Consider the following 17,655-nt stretch of genomic DNA (forward strand, 5'->3'; position numbering starts at 1 on the left):
CCGGGGGCCGGGCCGCCTTCCGCCCGGAATATTAGCCAGGCTAAGTTTGTTGTGACGTCCATGCAGGACGATCCCCCCTACCTGGCAGAACAGGTCTCAGCCGTGCTCCGCGACCTGGTGCTCCTGCTCCGGCGCACCGTCGCCGGACAGCCCGTCACCAGCCAGCAGCTCGGCGTGCTCGCCTCACTCGAACGCGGCCCCAGACGCATGACCGCGCTGGCCGAAGAGCACGGCGTCCAGCTGCCGACCATGACCGTGCAGATCAACCGGCTCGAAGACGCCGGGCTCGTCGCCCGCGGCACCGACCCGGACGACGCCCGCGTCAGGACGGTCGAGCTGACCGCCGAGGGCCGCGAGCGGCTGCACGCCGGCCGCCAGGCCAGGATCGCCCACCTGACCCGTGAACTGGAGGCGCTCACCGACGACGAGCGTTCCGCACTCGCGGCCGCGCTGCCCGTCCTGGGCAAGCTCGGCCGCTCGTAAGGACCTAAGGAGCATCATGCAAACCGGCGGCGGCATCCTTCGCCAGCCCATGTCCGTCTGGGCCACCGCGTTCGCCGCGGTCGTGGCCTTCATGGGCATCGGGCTCGTCGACCCCATCCTCCCGTCCATCGCCCAGGGGCTGGACGCCACCCCCAGCCAGGTCTCCCTGCTGTTCACCAGCTACTTCCTGGTCACCGCCGTGGCGATGCTCGTCACCGGATGGGTCTCCAGCCGCATCGGCGGCAAGCGCACCCTGCTCGCCGGGCTCGCGCTCGTCGTGGTGTTCGCCGCGCTCGCCGGCACCTCCACCAGCGTCGCCGAGCTGGTCGGCTTCCGCGCCGGCTGGGGCCTCGGCAACGCCCTCTTCGTGGCCACCGCGCTCGCCGTCATCGTCGGCGCCGCGAGCGGCGGCGCCGAGGCGGCCATCATCCTGTACGAGGCCGCGCTCGGCCTCGGCATCTCCGCCGGCCCCCTGGTCGGCGCCCTGCTCGGCGACTGGAACTGGCGGGCCCCGTTCTTCGGCACCGCCACCCTCATGGCCGCCGGCCTCGTCCTCATCCTCACCCTGCTCAAGGCCACGCCGCGGCCGCGGCAGAAGACCCGGCTCAGCGCCCCCATCCGCGCGCTCGCCCACGGCGGGCTGTCCACCACCGCCTTCACCGCGCTGTTCTACAACTTCGCGTTCTTCACCGTGCTCGCCTTCACGCCGTTCATCCTCGGCATGTCGCCGTACGGCATCGGCGCGGTCTTCTTCGGCTGGGGCGTCTGCGTGGCGCTCGCCTCGGTGTTCGGCGCGCCGCCGCTGCAGCGCAGGCTCGGCTCCGTCAAGGTGCTGCACCTGTCGCTCGCCCTGCTCGCCGTCTTCCAGCTCGGCATCGGCCTGTCCGCGTACGAGGGGTCCTGGCAGGCCGGCGTCATCGCCTTCACCGTCCTGACCGGGATCCCCATCGGGCTCAACAACACGGTCTTCACCGAGTCGGCCATGGAGGTCTCCGACGCGCCGAGGCCCGTCGCCTCCGCCGGATACAACTTCGTGCGCTGGATGGGCGGCGCGCTGGCCCCGTTCATCGCCACCAAGCTCGGTGAGGACGTCGGGGTCGCGGTACCGTACGCGGTGGGCGCCGCCTGCTGCCTCATCGGCATGGCCGTCCTCTACCTGCGCCGCCACCACCTGCGCTCGCTGATCGAGATCGACGCCGGCCACGGCGTGCGCGACGCCGCCACGGCCTGACTTCCGCGCGGCCCCGCCACGCTTGACCCCGTGCGGTCCTGCGGCGGCCACCACCTCCTGACCCCGCGCAACGCCTCTCGAACGGCCCCCGTCGGAAGACGGCGGGCCGTTCTGGTGTTGAATTGTCGGAAACCCGTACCCGGATGAAAGGATCGCCCGTGCCCACGATCGGTGTGCTCGCCCTCCAAGGAGACGTGCGCGAGCATCAGCGCATGCTTCAGGAGGCCGGCGCGACGGCCGTCGCCGTACGCCGCCCCGCCGAGCTGGACGCGGTCGACGCCCTGGTCATCCCCGGCGGCGAGTCGACCACCATGTGGAAGCTCGCCGAGAGCTTCGACCTGCTGCAACCGCTGCGCGTCCGCGTCAAGGAAGGCATGCCCGCCTACGGCTCGTGCGCCGGCATGATCATGCTGGCCGACCGCATCGAGGACGGCGTCGCAGGTCAGCAGACCATCGGCGGCATCGACATGGTGGTCAGGCGCAACGCGTTCGGCCGCCAGGTCGACTCCTTCGAATCCGACCTCGACTTCGCCGGACAGCAGGTGCACGCGGTGTTCATCCGCGCTCCCTGGGTCGAATCCGTCGGCTCGGACGTCGAAGTGCTGGGCAGGTGCGAGCCTGGGGATAGGATCGTCGCGGTCCGTCAAGGTCCGTTGCTCGCTACGTCGTTCCACCCCGAGCTCACCGGGGACGTACGCGTGCACCGTTACTTCGTAGACATGGTGAGGGAGCTCTAGGTAAATGTCCGGCCACTCAAAATGGGCGACGACGAAGCACAAGAAGGCCGCACTCGACGCCAAGCGCGGCAAGCTGTTCGCCAAGCTCATCAAGAACATCGAGGTGGCGGCACGGACCGGTGGCCCTGACCCGGACGCCAACCCCACCCTCTTCGACGCCATCTTCAAGGCGAAGAAGAACTCCGTGCCCAACGACAACATCGAGCGGGCGCGCAAGCGCGGCGGCGGTCTCGAAGCCGGCGGCGCCGACTACCAGACGATCATGTACGAGGGTTACGCGCCCGGCGGCGTCGCGGTGCTCATCGAGTGCCTCACCGACAACCGCAACCGCGCCGCGTCCGAGGTCCGGGTCGCGCTCACCCGCAACGGCGGCTCCCTTGCCGACCCCGGGTCCGTCTCCTACATGTTCAACCGCAAGGGCGTCGTCATCGTCCCCAAGACCGACGGGCTCGACGAGGACACCGTGCTCATGGCCGTCCTCGACGCGGGCGCCGAGGAGGTCAACGACCTCGGCGAGAGCTTCGAGGTGATCTGCGAGGCCGGTGACCTCGTGCCGGTCCGCAAGGCCCTCCAGGACGCAGGCATCGACTACGACTCGGCCGAGTCGAGCTTCGTGCCCTCGATCACCGTGCCGCTCGACGAGGAGGGGGCCAAGAAGGTCTTCCGCCTCATCGAGGCGCTGGAGGACAGCGACGACGTGCAGAACGTGTTCGCCAACTTCGACGTCTCCGACGAGGTGCTCGCCGCCCTCGACTGATCCGTCCTGACAGGGCCCGGCGGTCTCTCCGCCGGGCCCTGTTGCGTACGGCGGTGTTGCGTACGGCCCTGTTGCGTACGGTGGTGTTGCGTACGGCGGCGTTCCGTGGCGCGGCGTTTCGCATGGCGTGGTTCCGTACGGCGGCGTACCGCCTGGAAGGGCGGGTCCCCGGCCGCCCGGGACCCGCACGAGGGCGGGCCGCTCGAAGCGGCGGAGCACGCGGGACACCGGGCCGCCCTCCGCATGGTCGCTTCCCGACCCCGTGCGGGCGCCCCCCGGAAGGGCGGGGCGGGGTGCTTGAAGTGGCGTGCCGCTTGAGACCGTCACACCGAGCGCGGCCGATCACCCGGCGGGCGAGGACGACCCGTCGGCGGTGGGCCGCCTGGGCGGCGGGCAGCGGCGGCGCGTCCGGCCGGGCGGGTGTTCTCGCTGACGGCCGAGGGCGGGGCCGCTCGTGTCGGGTGCGCGGGAGGGGCCGGCACCGTAGGGCCGGGCGACGTGAGCGCTCGACCGGGCGGGCACGTGGGTGCGGTGCGCCGGGCGGGTGCTGCTGTCGCTGGCGGTGGTGACGTTCTCGCCGGTGGCCGTGGCGACGTCCTGGCTGCGCGGGCTGCTGCCCGAGGCGTCCGGCCTCGTCACGCTGGTCCAGGGGCTGCGCGATCCCGCCACCGCGCCCGGCGCGCTCCGGCTCATCGTGGCCGCCGCCACGTTCGGGCTCGTTGCGCGCTGGCCGTGATCGCGTTCCTGCCTGCGCGGCGCGGCGGCACTCCGAGGGGTGCCACGGTCGTGGTGGGCGTCCTCGTCGCGCTCGCCGTCGTCGCGACCGCGCTGCAGACGTTCGCGCTGGGGCAGGTGCTCACCGGCGCTCAGCGCACCGCGTTCGCGATGGGGCAGGGGTTCACCGGCGCTCAGGGCGCCACAGAGACGCTCGCAGGGCTCCCGTACGACTACGGCCTTCAGGGCGGCCCGGTTCGGCCTCGGTGCGGCCGTGGCGACGCTCACAGGGGCCGTTCTGGGCGTGCTGGGCATCGCCGCCACGGTGGTCGCGGTCGTCTCGGGCCTGCGCATCGGCCTGAGGCGCAAGGACGTACCGGCCGGCCCCTTGAGCGCGAAGAGCGCGACGGTTCCGGCTGCGGCGGGCGCGGCGACCGGCGACGGCCATCGAACGCCCGCGAGTCACGGCGGGGCGGGCGCGTACGGGCCTCGGAGCGGGCCGCCGTCCCCCTACGCGCAGGGCGGGCAGGCGGCGTGGGCCGGGCCAGGGCCGTCCGCCTACCCGCAGGGCGGGCAGGCGGCGTGGGCCTGGTCAGGGCCGGCCGCCGCACCGCATGGTGAGAAGGCCGCGCAGCCCGGACAGAGCCGGACGAAGCCGACCCCGGCGGGCCTGGCGATCGGCATCGCCGCCTTGGCGGTGGTCGCGGTGGCCGCGTTCCTGTTCACCTGGCCGTGGATCGACGGCCTGCTCGCCCCCAAGCCGGGCGCGGGCGGCGCTTGGACGTCCCCGCGCTCGTCGTCCTGACCTTGCTGTGCAAGGGCCTGGCCGAACGCGCCGGCGGCGACTTCTTCTCCGGCGTGGTGCTGCCCTCGCTGCCGATGGCGGGCATCCTGGCCGGCGCCGTCACGCTGGTGAACGCCCACGACGTGCTGTGCCGCTCCTCGTGGCCCAGAAGCCCGAGCTGCGCATCGCCCCGGTGTCGCAGATGGCCCAGGCGGAGCGCTGCACGTGGGGTGTCGCGGCCGACACGGGGGCCGCGACGCCGCTGCTCGTGGTGGCCGTCGCGCTGATCGCCCTGGTGGCCGCCCAGCTCTTCCACCTCGGCAGGCTCACCATCACGACCGCCGGTTCGCGGGTGCGCAAGGTTGTTCCGTAGGTTTGCTCAATGTGGAGATACGCGACATAACGCCCGACGACCTCGACGACGTCATCGACCTGCGCCGCCGGGCGTTCGGCCCGATGAGTGAGAGCAGCAAGGAGCAGTGGCGCAAATCCGTGCTGCCCGCCCTGGACGAGCGGCGCTACCTGGGGATGTTCGACGGCGACCGGCTCGCCGCCGCGGCCCGGCTGCGCCGCTTCACCCAGTGGTGGCACGGCAGGCCCCAGCCGATGGCCGCCGTCGCGGGCGTCACCGTCGCCCCCGAAGACCGCGGGCGCGGTGTCGGCACCGGCCTCATGCGTGCCGTCATCGAGCGCGCCGCCGAGCTGGGCGACGCGGTCTCCGCGCTCTACCCGGCCACCACGGCGATCTACCGCAGGCTCGGCTACGAGCACGCGGGCGCGCGGCACCTCATCCGCCTGCCCGCCGAGGCGCTGCGCGAGCTCCGCCCGTCCGGCCACGTCAAGCTGCGCAGGATGGGGCCCGGTGACGCCGCCGAGCTGATCTCGGTGCTGCACCGCGTCCACGGCGCGACCCGCGCCAGCGGCCCCATCTCCTACGGCGAGGACACCTGGAACCTGTGGCTCGCGCGCGAGGACGACTTTCTCTACCTCGCCGATGACGGCTACGCCGTCTACCGCTGGCAGGGCGACGACATCGAGGTTGAGAACGTCGTCGCCGGCTCCCCCGGCACCCTGCGCGCGCTGTGGGGGCTGATCGGCAGCGCCTCCTCGGTGGCCCGCGAGGTCGTCGCCGCCGTGGCTCCCGACGACCCGGTGCTGTGGATGCTGCGCGAACGTTCGAAGGAGCAGGTCACCCGGGTGCGGTGGATGTTCAGGGTGCTGGACGTGGCCGCCGCCGTCGAGCGCAGGGGCTATCCGGCGCATGTGACCTGCCGGGCCATGGTGACCGTGGACGATCCGGTGCGCGGCGGAGGCACCTGGCGGCTGGACATCTCCGGCGGATCGGGCACCGCCACTCCCACTGACGAGGCCGGCGTCACGCTCTCAGTGAACGGCCTGTCCGCTTTGTATGCCGGTGTCCCGACCTCGACGCTGCGGCTCAGCGGTCTCATGTCCGGAGATGACCGATACGACGAGGCACTCGACGCCGCCTTCGCCGCCAAGCCGTACATGCTGGATTACTTCTAGCCCCCGCTTCCCGGTGCGCGCCCTCCCCGGCCACGGTAAAGTCTCGTGCCGAACAGGTGTTCGGCGGCACGGGTCTCGGGAGGGCATGCCGGTGCGGGTGATGGGCGTCGATCCGGGGCTGACCCGGTGCGGCCTGGGCGCGGTCGAGGGGCGCCCGGGAGCGCCGCTGACGCTCGTGGCCGTGGGAGTGGTCCGCACGGGAGCCGACGAGGAGCTGGGGGCGCGGCTCGTCGGCATCGAGGCCGGCATCGAGCGCTGGCTCGACGACGTACGCCCCGACGCGGTGGCCGTCGAACGCGTCTTCAGCCAGCACAACGTCCGCACGGTGATGGGCACCGCGCAGGCCGCCGGCATCGCCGTCCTGTGCGCGGCCCGGCGCGGCCTTCCGGTGGCGCTGCACACGCCGTCCGAGGTCAAGGCCGCCATCACGGGCAGCGGCACGGCCGACAAGAAACAGATCGGCGCCATGGTCACCCGCCTGCTGCGGCTCACCGAGATGCCCAAGCCCGCCGACGCCGCCGACGCCCTCGCGCTGGCCATCTGCCACGTCTGGCGCGGCGGCGCCCAGCACCGCCTCGCCGACGCCCTCGCCAAGGCCAGAAACCCCCGCCGATGATCCCAGGCCACCCCGGCGAGCCCCGCCCTTCAGCGGGCACCCGCGCTCCGTCGCGCGCGGCGCCCTGCATCCGTCCCCTACGGGGCGTCCGCGCCCGCCCATGGGGACAGAGCCCGAGAGCGGGCCACGCTACGGGCCGGCCCTGGTCGGTGGTCGGGTTGTACTGCGCCCCGGTTCGGGTTGGTGGTCGGGTTGTACTGCGTCCCCGGTTCAGGCTGGCGGTTGGGGTGCGCTGCGTCCCGGTCTGGGTTGGTGGTCGGGTGGCGCTGCGTCCCGGTCCGGTCTGGGGGCGCGTTGCGTTGCGAGCCGGTCCCGGTCTGGGGGGCGGGTTGCGCTATGAGGCGACCTCGTTCTGCGAGTGGCCTGCTCCGAGCTGGTCCCGGTCCGAGGGGTGGGCTTCGCCGGCGGGCCGGATGCGTTCGGCGGGGTGCGGTCGGCGTGGCGGAGACGGGGGAGAGAGCGGAACTGCGCTATGACAGGGGACCAGGCGTGACAGTGCTGACAGCGACGGTGCTGACAGCGACGGTGCTGACGGTGATGGTGCTGACGGTGATGGTGCTGACGGTGACGGGGCCGACGGTGACGGGGCCGACGGTGACGGGGCCGACGGTGACAGGGCCGGCAGTGGTGACGGAGACGGGAGGCCGAACGTGATCGCGTCGGTGACGGGGAAGGTGACGGCGATCGCCCCTGACGGGGCCGTGATCGAGGTCGGCGGCGTCGGCGTCCTCGCCCACTGCACCCCGAGCACGCTCGCCACGCTCCGGGTGGGCGAGGAGGCCCGGCTGGCCACGTCGCTCGTGGTGCGCGAGGATTCGCTCACCTTGTACGGCTTCGCCACCGACGACGAGCGGGCCGTCTTCGAACTGCTCCAGACGGCCAGCGGCGTCGGCCCCAAGCTGGCGCTGGCGATGCTCGCCGTGCACAGCCCCAACGCGCTCAGGATGGCCGTCGCCAGCGCCGACCTGAAGGCACTCACCCAGGTGCCGGGCATCGGGCAGAAGGGCGCCCAGCGCATCGTGCTGGAGCTCAAAGACCGCCTCGGCACCCCGGAGGAGACCGTCAACGCCGCGCTCAACGGCGACCGCCGCGCGGCGGTGTGGCGCGAGCAGGTCCACTCGGGCCTGGTGGGGCTCGGCTACTCCAGCAAGGACGCCGACGAGGCCATCGCCGCCGTCGAGCCGGAAGCGGAGGCCGACATCGCCGCCGGCCGCCAGCCCCAGATCGCCGCCCTCCTGAAGGCGGCTCTCCGCGTCCTGAGCGTCCGATGACCCACCCGGCCGCCCTCCGCCACCCGCCGACCCGTACGGTGCGAGCCGTGCATCCGGCGTCCGCAGTGCCGACGGCCTCTGCACCCCGCCCAACCCGCACACCCTGCGCGGTGCCTGTGGTCCGGGCGGGGGTTGAAGCGCGTGCTGCGGGTGCGGTGCCGGTGGTGCTCACAGCGCCTGCGGCGGGCTCGGGGATGGTGGCGGCCGCTGCGTGTTCGGCGTCCGTAACGCGCCCTCCGCGCACCGCGCGTACCGGGTGGATGCGGGGCTCGGGTGAGCGGTTGCCGGTGATACGTGAGATCGTGGCGGTCCGGGGAGATCGCGGAGACGTCCGGCCGGTGGTTGAGGGGCCGCCGGAGCAGCGGCCGCCGCACGTGGCCGTGAAGCCGCGAGAGCCCAGGAACGCGAAGCCGCACAGGCTCAGGAAAGAGCCGCGGCGGCTCCTGACCGCTCGGCCGGAGCGGCGACCGGCCGCCGGGCCGCTGTTGCGACCTGCCGCCGAGCCGGCGCGGCGATCGGGTGTCAGGCCGGTGCGGCAAGCGGCTGCCGGGCCGGTACGAGCGGCAGGCCGTCGGGTCGGTCCGGCGGCAGGCCCTCGGGTCGGTCCGGCGATCGAGTGTCGTGCTGGCGTGGCGATCGAGCGTCGGGTCGGTGGGACGATTGAGCGTCGGGCCGGTGCGGCGATCGGGGCTGGGCCGGCGGTGTGCATGACCGTGGAGACGATGGTGGAGAGGAGGCGCAGGCATGGGGTACGAGCGGGATGAGATCCTCTCGCCCGCCGCGGGTGGCGACGAGCTGCAGATCGAGGCCGCGCTCAGACCCAAGCGCCTCAGCGAGTTCATCGGCCAGAGCCGCGTACGCGAGCAGCTGTCGCTGGTGCTGGAGAGCGCGCTGCGCAGGCGGCGTCCGCCGGATCACGTGCTGATGAGCGGCTCGCCCGGCCTGGGCAAGACCACGCTGGCCATGATCATCGCGGCGGAGCTGAACGCCCCGCTGCGCATCACCTCGGGCCCGGCGCTGGAGCGGGCGGGCGACCTGGCGGCGATCCTGTCCACGCTGACCGAGGGCGAGGTGCTGTTCATCGACGAGATCCACCGGATGGCCAGGCCCGCGGAAGAGATGCTCTACATGGCGATGGAGGACTTCCGGGTGGACATCGTCGTCGGCAAGGGGCCGGGGGCGACCGCGATCCCGCTGGAGATCGCGCCGTTCACGCTGGTGGGCGCCACGACGAGGGCGGGGCTGCTGCCCGCGCCGCTGCGCGACAGGTTCGGCTTCACCGCCCACATGGACTTCTACGAGGTCGCCGAGCTGGAGCAGGTGCTGCACAGGTCGGCCAGGCTGCTCGGTGTGACGCTGCCGGACGAGGGCGCGCACGAGATCGCCCGCCGTTCGCGGGGCACGCCGCGCATCGCCAACCGGCTGCTGCGCCGGGTGCGCGACTTCGCCGACGTGCGGGCGAACGGCGTCATCGACCGCGACGTGGCCTCGGCGGCGCTCAACCTGTACGAGGTGGACGGCGAGGGGCTCGACCGGCTCGACCGGGCGGTGCTGGGCGTGCTGCTGCGCAAGTTCGGCGGCGGGCCGGTGGGCCTGTCCACGCTGGCGGTGGCGGTGGGGGAGGAGCCGGAGACGGTCGAGGTGGTGGCCGAGCCGTTCCTCGTACGCCAGGGGCTGCTGGCGCGGACCCCGCGCGGCCGGGTGGCCACCGCGGCGGCGTGGATTCACCTTGGGATGGAGCCTCCGCCCGATGCGTTCGGTGCGTCGCTTTTGGACTGATCACGAATCGGTTGCAACCGTTTCAATATGGGAACTTCCCCGCGTGCCGAAACGCTGGTTCGTTGCCGCGTTTATCAACAAGCGCCTACACTCCGTGGCTTGGCTGGCTGTGTAGGCTGACGGGCTGAGCGGCGCGGCCCGACGCAACGCACGGAATTTCCGGCGCGAGGCCGGTGTCAACTCCTTGTACGACTATGGAAGGTCGCCCCTTATGGACATGGGACAACTCGGAAGCATCCTGCCGCTGATTCTTCTGGTGGTGGTGTTCTACTTCCTGCTGATCCGCCCCCAGCGCAAGCGCCAGCAAGAGGCGATCCAGATGCAGAACTCCTTGACGCCGGGCACCCGCGTCATGACCACGACCGGACTGTTCGGGACCGTCACCGCGATAGACAATGAGGACGTCATCCTCGAAGTCGCGCCGGGTGTCGAGACCCGTTGGGTGAAGGCGGCCATCGGCCGCGTCGTCGCCCCCGGCGACGCCCCGGCGACCGAGCAGGCCGCTGACCAGGCCGAGCTCGGCGAGGAGGACAAGAAGGAGTCCGACGCCACCGTGGAGCCCAACGGTGACCAGGACTCCAGCACCAAGAAGTCCTGACTAAGCTCTGCCACAAACCTCTTCTATCTGAAAGAACTGACGACCAGTGGCCCGACCGACCAGCCGCCACAGCCGACCGGGGCGAACGCTCCTGGTGCTGCTGGCACTCATCCTCGCCCTGGGCGGGACGATGTTCCTGCAGAAGGCGTACACGCCCAAGCTGGGGCTCGACCTAGCGGGCGGCACGACGGTGACCTTGTCCCCGGTGACCCAGAACAACGCGGCGCCGCCCGACGAGATTCTCGACCGGGCGGTCAACATCATCCGCGACCGGGTCAACGGCACAGGCATCTCCGACGCCGAGGTCGCCAAGTCCGGCGACAACATCATCATCTCCATCCCGGGCGTGGGCCAGGACGAGGCCATCAAACTGGTCGCGACGACCGCGGAGCTGCGCTTCCGCCAGGTGCTGGCCATGGAGGTCACGCAGCCGCCCGCCGACCTGGCCACCAACCCGCCGACGCCCAGCCCGTCCGGCAGCCCCTCGGCTCAGCCGAGCGGCAAGCAGTCCCCCAGGCCGTCGCAGTCGGCCGGCACTCCGAGCGCGTCCCCGACCGGCAAGGCCCTGTCGTCCGCGCTGACCTCCCCCACGGCGGCGCCGTCGGCGGAGGCGCCGCGGGCGTCCACACAGTCCGGTGACGGGCAGAAGACCCGGCAGCAGGCCCAGGACCCGGGTGGGGAGGACAACGGCGACGCCGAGGCCGAGAACTCCAAGGCCCAGGGCAACGCTCAGACCACCAAGGGCCGCAACGCCAAGGCCACCCCGTCGGCCTCCCCGACCGCGAGCACGCCGGCCACGCAGAACCCGGACATCGACACCACGGGCATCGACCCGGAGGTGCTCGAGCAGTTCAACAAACTCGACTGCTCCGACCCGGCCAACCGCGGCCAGGGCGTGCAGGACGACCCCAACAAGCAGTACGCCGCCTGCGAGAGCGACGGCAGCTTCAAGTACATCCTCGACGTCGCCAAGGTCGTCGGCACCGACATCGACACCGCCTCCGCGGGCGTCCGCCAGGGCACCACCGAGTGGGTCGTCCAGCTCGACTTCAAGAGCAAGGGCGCCGGGGAGTGGAGCAAGCTCACCACCGCCGCCTACAACGCGCCCGAGCCGCGCAACAAGGTCGCGGTCGTGCTCGACGGCGTGGTCATCACCGCCCCCAACATCATCAGCCCGATCCCGGGCGGCCGGGCGGAGATCACCGGAGGCTTCGACCAGGTGAGCGCCACCACGCTGGCCGACCAGCTCAAGTACGGCGCGCTGCCGCTGAAGTTCAACCGCAGCTCCGTCGACACCGTCTCCTCGACGCTCGGCCAGGACCAGCTCGAGGGCGGTCTCATCGCCGGCCTCATCGGCCTGGTGCTGGTGGTCATCTACTGCATGCTCTACTACCGGGGCCTGGGCATCGTGGCGGTGCTGAGCCTTGTGGTGGCGACGATCCTGACGTACCTCGCGGTGGTCGTGCTCGGCCACAACGCGAACTTCCGGCTCTCGCTGCCGCACATCATCGGCCTGGTGGTCTCGATCGGCATCACCGCCGACTCCTTCATCGTCTACTTCGAGCGCATCCGTGACGAGATGAAGGAGGGCCGGCGCTCGCTGCGGGCGGCCGTCGAGGTGGCCTGGGTCCGCGCCCGCCGCACGATCCTGATCGCCGACGCCGTCATGTTCATCGCCGCGGTCGTGCTGTACTTCCTGGCGGTGGGCGGTGTGGCCGGCTTCGCGTTCGCGATGGGCCTGACCACGCTGATCGACATCCTGGTGGTGTTCCTGTTCACCAAGCCGTTCATCGCCCTGCTGGCGCGGCTGAAGTTCTTCGCCAAGGGCCACCCGCTGTCGGGGCTCGACTCCGAGCGCATGAGCGAGGTGCCTTCCACCGGCCACAAGACCACTCCGCAGGAGGCATGACATGGGACTGGGACGTCGCCTCTATCGCGGCGAGATCGACGTCGACTTCGTCGGCAAGTGGAAGCTGTGGTACACGCTGTCCGGTCTGCTGATCGCGGTGTCGCTGGCCGGTCTGCTCATCAACGGCCTCAACCTCGGCGTGGAGTTCAAGGGCGGGACGATCTTCTCGTTCAAGGCTCAGCAGGCCACCGTCGAGCAGGTGCGCGCCACCGTCCAGGAGGAGGGCGCACACCAGGTGATCGTCCAGCAGGCCGGCGAGAACGGCTGGCGGGCGACCACCGAGAGCCTGGAGGAGAGCACGCGCTCGCAGGTGCAGAGCGCGATCTCGAAGGAGTTCAACGTCCCGACCGACCAGGTCAGCATCCAGGCCATCGGTCCCTCCTGGGGCGGTGAGGTGTCGCAGAAGGCGTGGATCGGCCTGGCCGTGTTCATGCTGGCGATCATCCTGTACCTGTCGATGGCGTTCGAGCCGAAGATGGCCTTTGCCGCGATCGTCGCGCTCTTCCACGACCTGATCATCACGGCCGGCATCTACGCCTGGTCGGGCTTCGAGGTCACCCCGGCGACCCTGCTGGGCTTCCTGACCATCCTCGGTTACTCGCTCTACGACGCGGTCGTGGTGTTCGACATGATCAAGGAGGTCACGGCCAAGCTGGGCCACACCTCGAAGCAGACGTACTCGATGGCGGCCAACGACGCGCTCAACCACACGCTGATCCGGTCGCTGAACACCTCGCTCGTCGCGATCCTGCCGGTGGCGGCGATCCTGTTCATCGGCACCACGCTGCTCGGCGCGGGCACGCTGAAGGACCTGTCGCTCGCCCTGTTCGTCGGCATGATCGTCGGTACGTACTCCTCGCTGTGCGTCGCCACGCCGCTGCTGGTGACGCTGAAGGAGCGCGAGCCGAAGTACCAGGCCATCGCCAGGCGGCTGGCCTCCACCGGAGGCGGCAAGAAGGGCCGCAAAAGCGCGGCCGTAGCCAAGGGCTAGCCGTTGTGACCACGAGCGCCCTCGCCCTTCATGGGCGGGGGCGCTGCGCATGTCCGGCCGCAGGTGACGCGGGCCGCGGCGGGCTGGGGCGCCGCGCGTGCCCGGCCGCAGGTGACGCGGGCCGCGGCGGGCTTGAGACGGTGCCGGGTACATGTCATGGCCCGATATGCACCATCATGGACGCGGCACACGGCCCGGTGAGAAAGGACGACCATGACGGAGCTGCGCACGATGATCCTCGACCGGATCAGGGATGTGCCGGACTACCCCAAGCCGGGGGTCCTGTTCAAGGACATCACTCCGCTGCTCGCCGACCCGGTGGCGATGGCGGCCGTGGTGGACGAGCTCGCCGGGCTGCACCAGGTGGACAAGATCGTGGGCATCGAGGCGCGGGGCTTCATCCTGGCGGCCCCGGTGGCCTACCGGGCGGGCGCCGGGTTCGTCCCGGTGCGCAAGAAGGGGAAACTGCCCGCCGCCACGCTCGAGGAGTCCTACGATCTGGAGTACGGCTCCGCGGTCATCGAGGTGCATCGCGACGCGTTCGCGCCCGGCGACCGGGTGCTCGTGGTCGACGACGTGCTGGCCACGGGCGGCACCGCGAAGGCCACCGTGGAGCTGGTGAGGAGGGCCGGAGCCGATGTCGTCGGCATCGCCGTGCTCATGGAGCTGGCCTTCCTCAAGGGACGCGAGCGCCTCCAGGGAGAGCGGTTGCACGCCCTGGTGACCGTCTGAGCCCGCCCGAGGCGGCCCAGGTTCGCCACCTGGATACACTGGGGGGATCTGGACTCGAACGTGAGGAGCCACTGCGTGAGGAGTCTGTGTGCCCCGTGATGTGGTCGCGCCCGACGTAGCCGACTCCGGCAGCGCGGAGACGCCCGGTGTGCCGTCGGTGCGCCGCAGGCGATTTGGGGGTGGGGCGATGAACCCGGTGCTGGAGCCGCTGTTCCGTACGGTCCGCGCGACGCACCCCAAGGCGGACCTGAGGTTGATCGAGCGTGCCTACGATGTGGCCGCCTACCACCATCGCGACCAGAAGCGGAAGTCGGGTGACCCCTACATCACCCACCCGCTGGCCGTCGCGACGATCCTGGCCGAGCTCGGCACCGACGACGAGACGCTGTGCGCGGCGCTGCTGCACGACACCGTCGAGGACACCGCCTACTCCCTCGACGAGCTGCGCAACGACTTCGGCGACACGATCGCGTCCCTCGTCGACGGCGTCACCAAGCTCGACAAGGTCAAGTTCGGCGACGCCGCGCAGGCCGAGACCGTGCGCAAGATGGTCGTGGCGATGTCGCGCGACATCCGCGTCCTGGTGATCAAGCTGGCCGACCGGCTGCACAACATGCGCACGATGCGCTACCTCCCCGAGCACAAGCGCCACCAGAAGTCGCGCGAGACGCTGGAGATCTTCGCTCCGCTCGCCCATCGACTGGGCATGAACACGATCAAGTGGGAGCTCGAAGACCTGGCCTTCGCCATGCTCTACCCCAAGCGCTACGACGAGATCGCGCGCATGGTGTCGGAGCGGGCGCCGCGCCGCGACCTGTTCCTGCAGGAGGTCATCGAGAAGGTCTCCGGCGACCTGCGCGAGGCGAAGATCCGCGCGGTCGTCAAGGGCCGGCCGAAGCACTACTACTCGGTCTACCAGAAGATGATCGCCCGCGATGTCGCCTTCGACGACATCTACGATCTTGTGGGCATCCGCGTGCTGGTCGACTCCGTACGCGACTGCTATGCCGCGCTCGGCACCATCCACGCCCGGTGGAACCCGGTGCCAGGCCGGTTCAAAGACTACATCGCGATGCCCAAGTTCAACATGTACCAGTCGCTGCACACGACGGTGATCGGTCCCGAGGGCAAGCCGGTGGAGCTGCAGATCCGCACCCACGCGATGCACCACAGGGCCGAGTACGGCGTGGCCGCGCACTGGAAGTACAAGGAGGAGGTCGGCTCCGGGCCCACGGGCAAGGTCAAGCCGGGCAGCGACATGGCCTGGCTGCGCCAGCTCCTCGACTGGCAGAAGGAGACCTCCGACCCGGGCGAGTTCCTGGAGTCGCTGCGCTTCGACCTGTCGGTCTCCGAGGTCTACGTCTTCACCCCCAAAGGGCAGGTCATCGCGCTGCCCGAGGGTGCCACGCCGGTCGACTTCGCGTACGCGGTGCACACCGAGGTGGGCCACCGCTGCATCGGCGCCCGCGTCAACGGGCGGCTGGTGCCGCTGGAGTCGCGGCTCGGCAACGGCGACACGGTCGAGATCTTCACCTCGAAGTCGCCCGACGCCGGGCCGTCGCGCGACTGGCTGAAGTTCGTCAAGTCGGGCCGGGCCCGCAACAAGATCCGGCAGTGGTTCTCGAAGGAGCGCCGCGAGACCGCGATCGAGGCGGGCAAGGAGGCCATCGGCCGGGCCATGCGCAAGCAGGGCCTGCCGCTGCAGCGGCTGATGTCCGGCGAGGCGCTGCTGGCGCTGGCCCGCGACCTGCGCTACCCCGACGTCTCCGCGCTCTACGCGGCGGTGGGGGAGGGCCACATCGCCGCCCAGGCCGTGGTGCAGAAGCTGGTGGCCTCGATCGGCGGTGTCGACAGCGCCGAGGAGGACATCGCCGAGACCTCGCTGCCCACCCGGCTGCGCGGCCGCCCGCGCGGCGGTGGCGGCGCCGGCGTGGTGGTGGCGGGCGACGCCGACGTCTGGGTACGCCTGTCGAAGTGCTGCACGCCCGTGCCCGGCGACGAGATCGTCGGCTTCGTCACCCGTGGCCACGGCGTGTCGGTCCACCGCAGCGACTGCACCAACGTCCAGCAGCTGCGGGCCCAGCCCGACCGGCTGGTCGAGGTGAGCTGGTCGCCGAGCGACGACAGCGTGTTCCTGGTGGCCATCCAGGTCGAGGCGCTCGACCGGCCCCGGCTGCTGTCCGACGTCACCCGTACGCTGTCGGACCAGCACGTCAACATCCTCAGCGCCTCGGTCACGACCTCGCGCGACCGGGTGGCGATCAGCAAGTTCACCTTCGAGATGGGCGACCCCAAGCACCTCGGCCACGTGCTCAAGGCGGTGCGCAGCATCCAGGGCGTCTTCGACGTCTACCGGGTGAGCGGCGCCGGCAACTGACGCCCCGATCACGGCCCGCCGATGGTCAGCGGGCGTGCAGGCCGGGCAGGTCGACCACGATGGCCTCCTGCGTGCTGCGTGCGATCACCACCACGGCCTCCCGCTCGGGGTCGGGGTTCTCCTCGCGGTGCGGAACGTACGGCGGCACGAACACGTAGTCGCCCGGCCGCGCGTCGATGCGCCGCTCCCTGCCGTCCTGCAGGAACACGAACGACGGTGTGCCGGAGACGACGTAGATGCCGGTCTCGGAGGCCCCGTGGTGGTGGTCGGACGAGCGGGTGGCGGGCGGGACGTGCGTCTGCCCCATCCACAGCCGCGACGAGCCGGTGGTGGCGCCGCTGACGGCGGCGAGCCGGCGCATGCCCGCGCTCTGCGCCGTCTCGTCCGAGAGCTCTCCTGCGGGCACGTGACGCAGGGTCTGGTGGAACGGGTCGCCCTGGGCCCGATAACCCTCCCAGAGGCGTCCTCCGGCCCGCTCGAGCACACGTGAGGCGACCGCGGCCAGCCTCTCCGGGTCGTCGTGCACCTCCAGCAGCTCGCCGGCCAGCTCGGGGTCGTGGGCGCGCAGCTCGCGCAGCAGCCACTTGCCGGTGCCCTGCCATCTGCCCGCCAGCCCCAGCGCCGTGACCGCCGTGGCCTGCACGAGCTCCCAGGAGATGAACGCCCGCTCGCCCGGATCGGTGGCGCCGGCGAGGTCGTCGAGCAGGTCGGACAGCACGTAGCGGGCCCGCTCCGACTGCTCGGCCCGCTGGCCGCCGGGCCCGGCCGTGACCCGCTCGCCCAGCTCCGCCTGCAGGTCGCTGGCCCGGCCGCCGGTCCTGTCGGTCAGCACCGCGCCCTCGGAGCAGATGCGGGCGAGCGTCGGCTTGCGCACCGCGAAGTCGCGCTCGATGTAGGCCGCCAGGCTGGTCTCGCTGTGCACGAACAGCTCGATCGGCCACTCGCGCCAGCGCAGGCTCTCGCGGTAGGGACGGTCGAGGCCGTCGAGCACCACGATGATGTCCAGGTCGGAGGTGCTGGTGCGGCGCTCGGTGAGCACGCTGCCGCCGACGAAGGCGTACAGGGCGCCGGGGAAGGTCTCCTCGACGAAGGCGCGCGCGGCGGTCACGGGGTCCATGCCGCACAGCCTAGATCGCGGGCCCCGTCGCA

The 17,655-nt window shown here is 71.3% G+C and carries 18 protein-coding genes; 17 read left to right on the forward strand and 1 reads right to left on the reverse strand.

Translation table 11 applies throughout. The features are described from left to right. The first annotated feature begins 60 nt into the window (after window positions 1-60). The 17 genes from ACGFIM_RS36610 to ACGFIM_RS36690 all read left to right on the forward strand — a co-directional run bounded on the left by ACGFIM_RS36610 (window position 61) and on the right by ACGFIM_RS36690 (window position 16,506). Window positions 61-483 carry a MarR family winged helix-turn-helix transcriptional regulator gene (locus ACGFIM_RS36610; RefSeq protein ID WP_393210503.1) on the forward strand — a complete coding sequence of 141 codons (423 nt, stop codon included), beginning with the start codon at window positions 61-63 and terminating at the stop codon, window positions 481-483. Between the two features lie 16 nt (window positions 484-499). Next, window positions 500-1,714 carry an MFS transporter gene (locus tag ACGFIM_RS36615; RefSeq protein ID WP_393210506.1) on the forward strand — a complete coding sequence of 405 codons (1,215 nt, stop codon included), beginning with the start codon at window positions 500-502 and terminating at the stop codon, window positions 1,712-1,714. 143 nt (window positions 1,715-1,857) lie between these two features. Then, entirely contained in the window at window positions 1,858-2,451 is a 594-nt protein-coding gene (gene pdxT, locus ACGFIM_RS36620; RefSeq protein WP_364066010.1) for a pyridoxal 5'-phosphate synthase glutaminase subunit PdxT, read from the forward strand. A gap of 4 nt (window positions 2,452-2,455) precedes the next feature. Further along, window positions 2,456-3,208, forward strand: a complete 753-nt coding sequence (locus ACGFIM_RS36625) for a YebC/PmpR family DNA-binding transcriptional regulator (protein WP_393210509.1) — start codon at window positions 2,456-2,458, stop codon at window positions 3,206-3,208. Window positions 3,209-3,752: 544 nt separating this feature from the next. Then, window positions 3,753-3,944: a hypothetical protein gene (locus ACGFIM_RS36630; RefSeq protein ID WP_393210512.1), complete on the forward strand. Its 192-nt coding sequence runs from the start codon at window positions 3,753-3,755 to the stop codon at window positions 3,942-3,944. A 252-nt stretch (window positions 3,945-4,196) separates the two neighbouring features. After that, on the forward strand, window positions 4,197-4,727 hold the full coding sequence (locus ACGFIM_RS36635) for a hypothetical protein (RefSeq protein WP_393210515.1): 531 nt from the start codon (window positions 4,197-4,199) through the stop codon (window positions 4,725-4,727). Window positions 4,728-4,854: 127 nt separating this feature from the next. Further along, window positions 4,855-5,079: a hypothetical protein gene (locus ACGFIM_RS36640; protein WP_393210518.1), complete on the forward strand. Its 225-nt coding sequence runs from the start codon at window positions 4,855-4,857 to the stop codon at window positions 5,077-5,079. Between the two features lie 11 nt (window positions 5,080-5,090). Continuing rightward, on the forward strand, window positions 5,091-6,233 hold the full coding sequence (gene eis, locus ACGFIM_RS36645) for an enhanced intracellular survival protein Eis (protein WP_393210521.1): 1,143 nt from the start codon (window positions 5,091-5,093) through the stop codon (window positions 6,231-6,233). A gap of 91 nt (window positions 6,234-6,324) precedes the next feature. Next, the gene (ruvC, locus tag ACGFIM_RS36650; protein ID WP_393210761.1) at window positions 6,325-6,849 is read left to right on the forward strand and encodes a crossover junction endodeoxyribonuclease RuvC; all 525 of its coding nucleotides are present in this window, start codon (window positions 6,325-6,327) and stop codon (window positions 6,847-6,849) included. Between the two features lie 495 nt (window positions 6,850-7,344). Then, window positions 7,345-7,503 carry a hypothetical protein gene (locus tag ACGFIM_RS36655; RefSeq protein WP_393210524.1) on the forward strand — a complete coding sequence of 53 codons (159 nt, stop codon included), beginning with the start codon at window positions 7,345-7,347 and terminating at the stop codon, window positions 7,501-7,503. Further along, complete coding sequence (gene ruvA, locus ACGFIM_RS36660) at window positions 7,500-8,120, forward strand: Holliday junction branch migration protein RuvA (RefSeq protein WP_393210527.1); 621 nt, start codon at window positions 7,500-7,502, stop codon at window positions 8,118-8,120. The genes ACGFIM_RS36655 and ruvA overlap by 4 nt, the downstream gene beginning before the upstream one ends. Window positions 8,121-8,864: 744 nt before the next feature. Further along, on the forward strand, window positions 8,865-9,899 hold the full coding sequence (ruvB, locus tag ACGFIM_RS36665) for a Holliday junction branch migration DNA helicase RuvB (RefSeq protein ID WP_393210530.1): 1,035 nt from the start codon (window positions 8,865-8,867) through the stop codon (window positions 9,897-9,899). A gap of 217 nt (window positions 9,900-10,116) precedes the next feature. After that, a complete protein-coding gene (gene yajC, locus ACGFIM_RS36670; RefSeq protein WP_393210533.1) occupies window positions 10,117-10,497 on the forward strand; it encodes a preprotein translocase subunit YajC in 381 nt (126 codons plus the stop codon). A 94-nt stretch (window positions 10,498-10,591) separates the two neighbouring features. Next, window positions 10,592-12,406, forward strand: coding sequence for a protein translocase subunit SecD (gene secD, locus ACGFIM_RS36675; RefSeq protein WP_393210536.1), 1,815 nt, complete (start codon window positions 10,592-10,594; stop codon window positions 12,404-12,406). Window position 12,407: 1 nt separating this feature from the next. After that, complete coding sequence (secF, locus tag ACGFIM_RS36680) at window positions 12,408-13,397, forward strand: protein translocase subunit SecF (RefSeq protein ID WP_393210539.1); 990 nt, start codon at window positions 12,408-12,410, stop codon at window positions 13,395-13,397. A 213-nt stretch (window positions 13,398-13,610) separates the two neighbouring features. Beyond that, a complete protein-coding gene (locus ACGFIM_RS36685; protein WP_393210542.1) occupies window positions 13,611-14,129 on the forward strand; it encodes an adenine phosphoribosyltransferase in 519 nt (172 codons plus the stop codon). A 187-nt stretch (window positions 14,130-14,316) separates the two neighbouring features. Next, complete coding sequence (locus tag ACGFIM_RS36690; protein WP_393210545.1) at window positions 14,317-16,506, forward strand: RelA/SpoT family protein; 2,190 nt, start codon at window positions 14,317-14,319, stop codon at window positions 16,504-16,506. Window positions 16,507-16,531: 25 nt separating this feature from the next. Here the strand turns inward: ACGFIM_RS36690 and ACGFIM_RS36695 are convergent, their stop codons facing one another. Then, a complete protein-coding gene (locus ACGFIM_RS36695) occupies window positions 16,532-17,623 on the reverse strand; it encodes a cupin domain-containing protein (RefSeq protein WP_393210548.1) in 1,092 nt (363 codons plus the stop codon). Window positions 17,624-17,655 lie beyond the last annotated feature (32 nt).

The sequence above is a fragment of the Nonomuraea sp. NPDC049309 genome (genome assembly GCF_043196965.1).
GTDB classification, from domain to species: domain Bacteria; phylum Actinomycetota; class Actinomycetes; order Streptosporangiales; family Streptosporangiaceae; genus Nonomuraea; species Nonomuraea fastidiosa.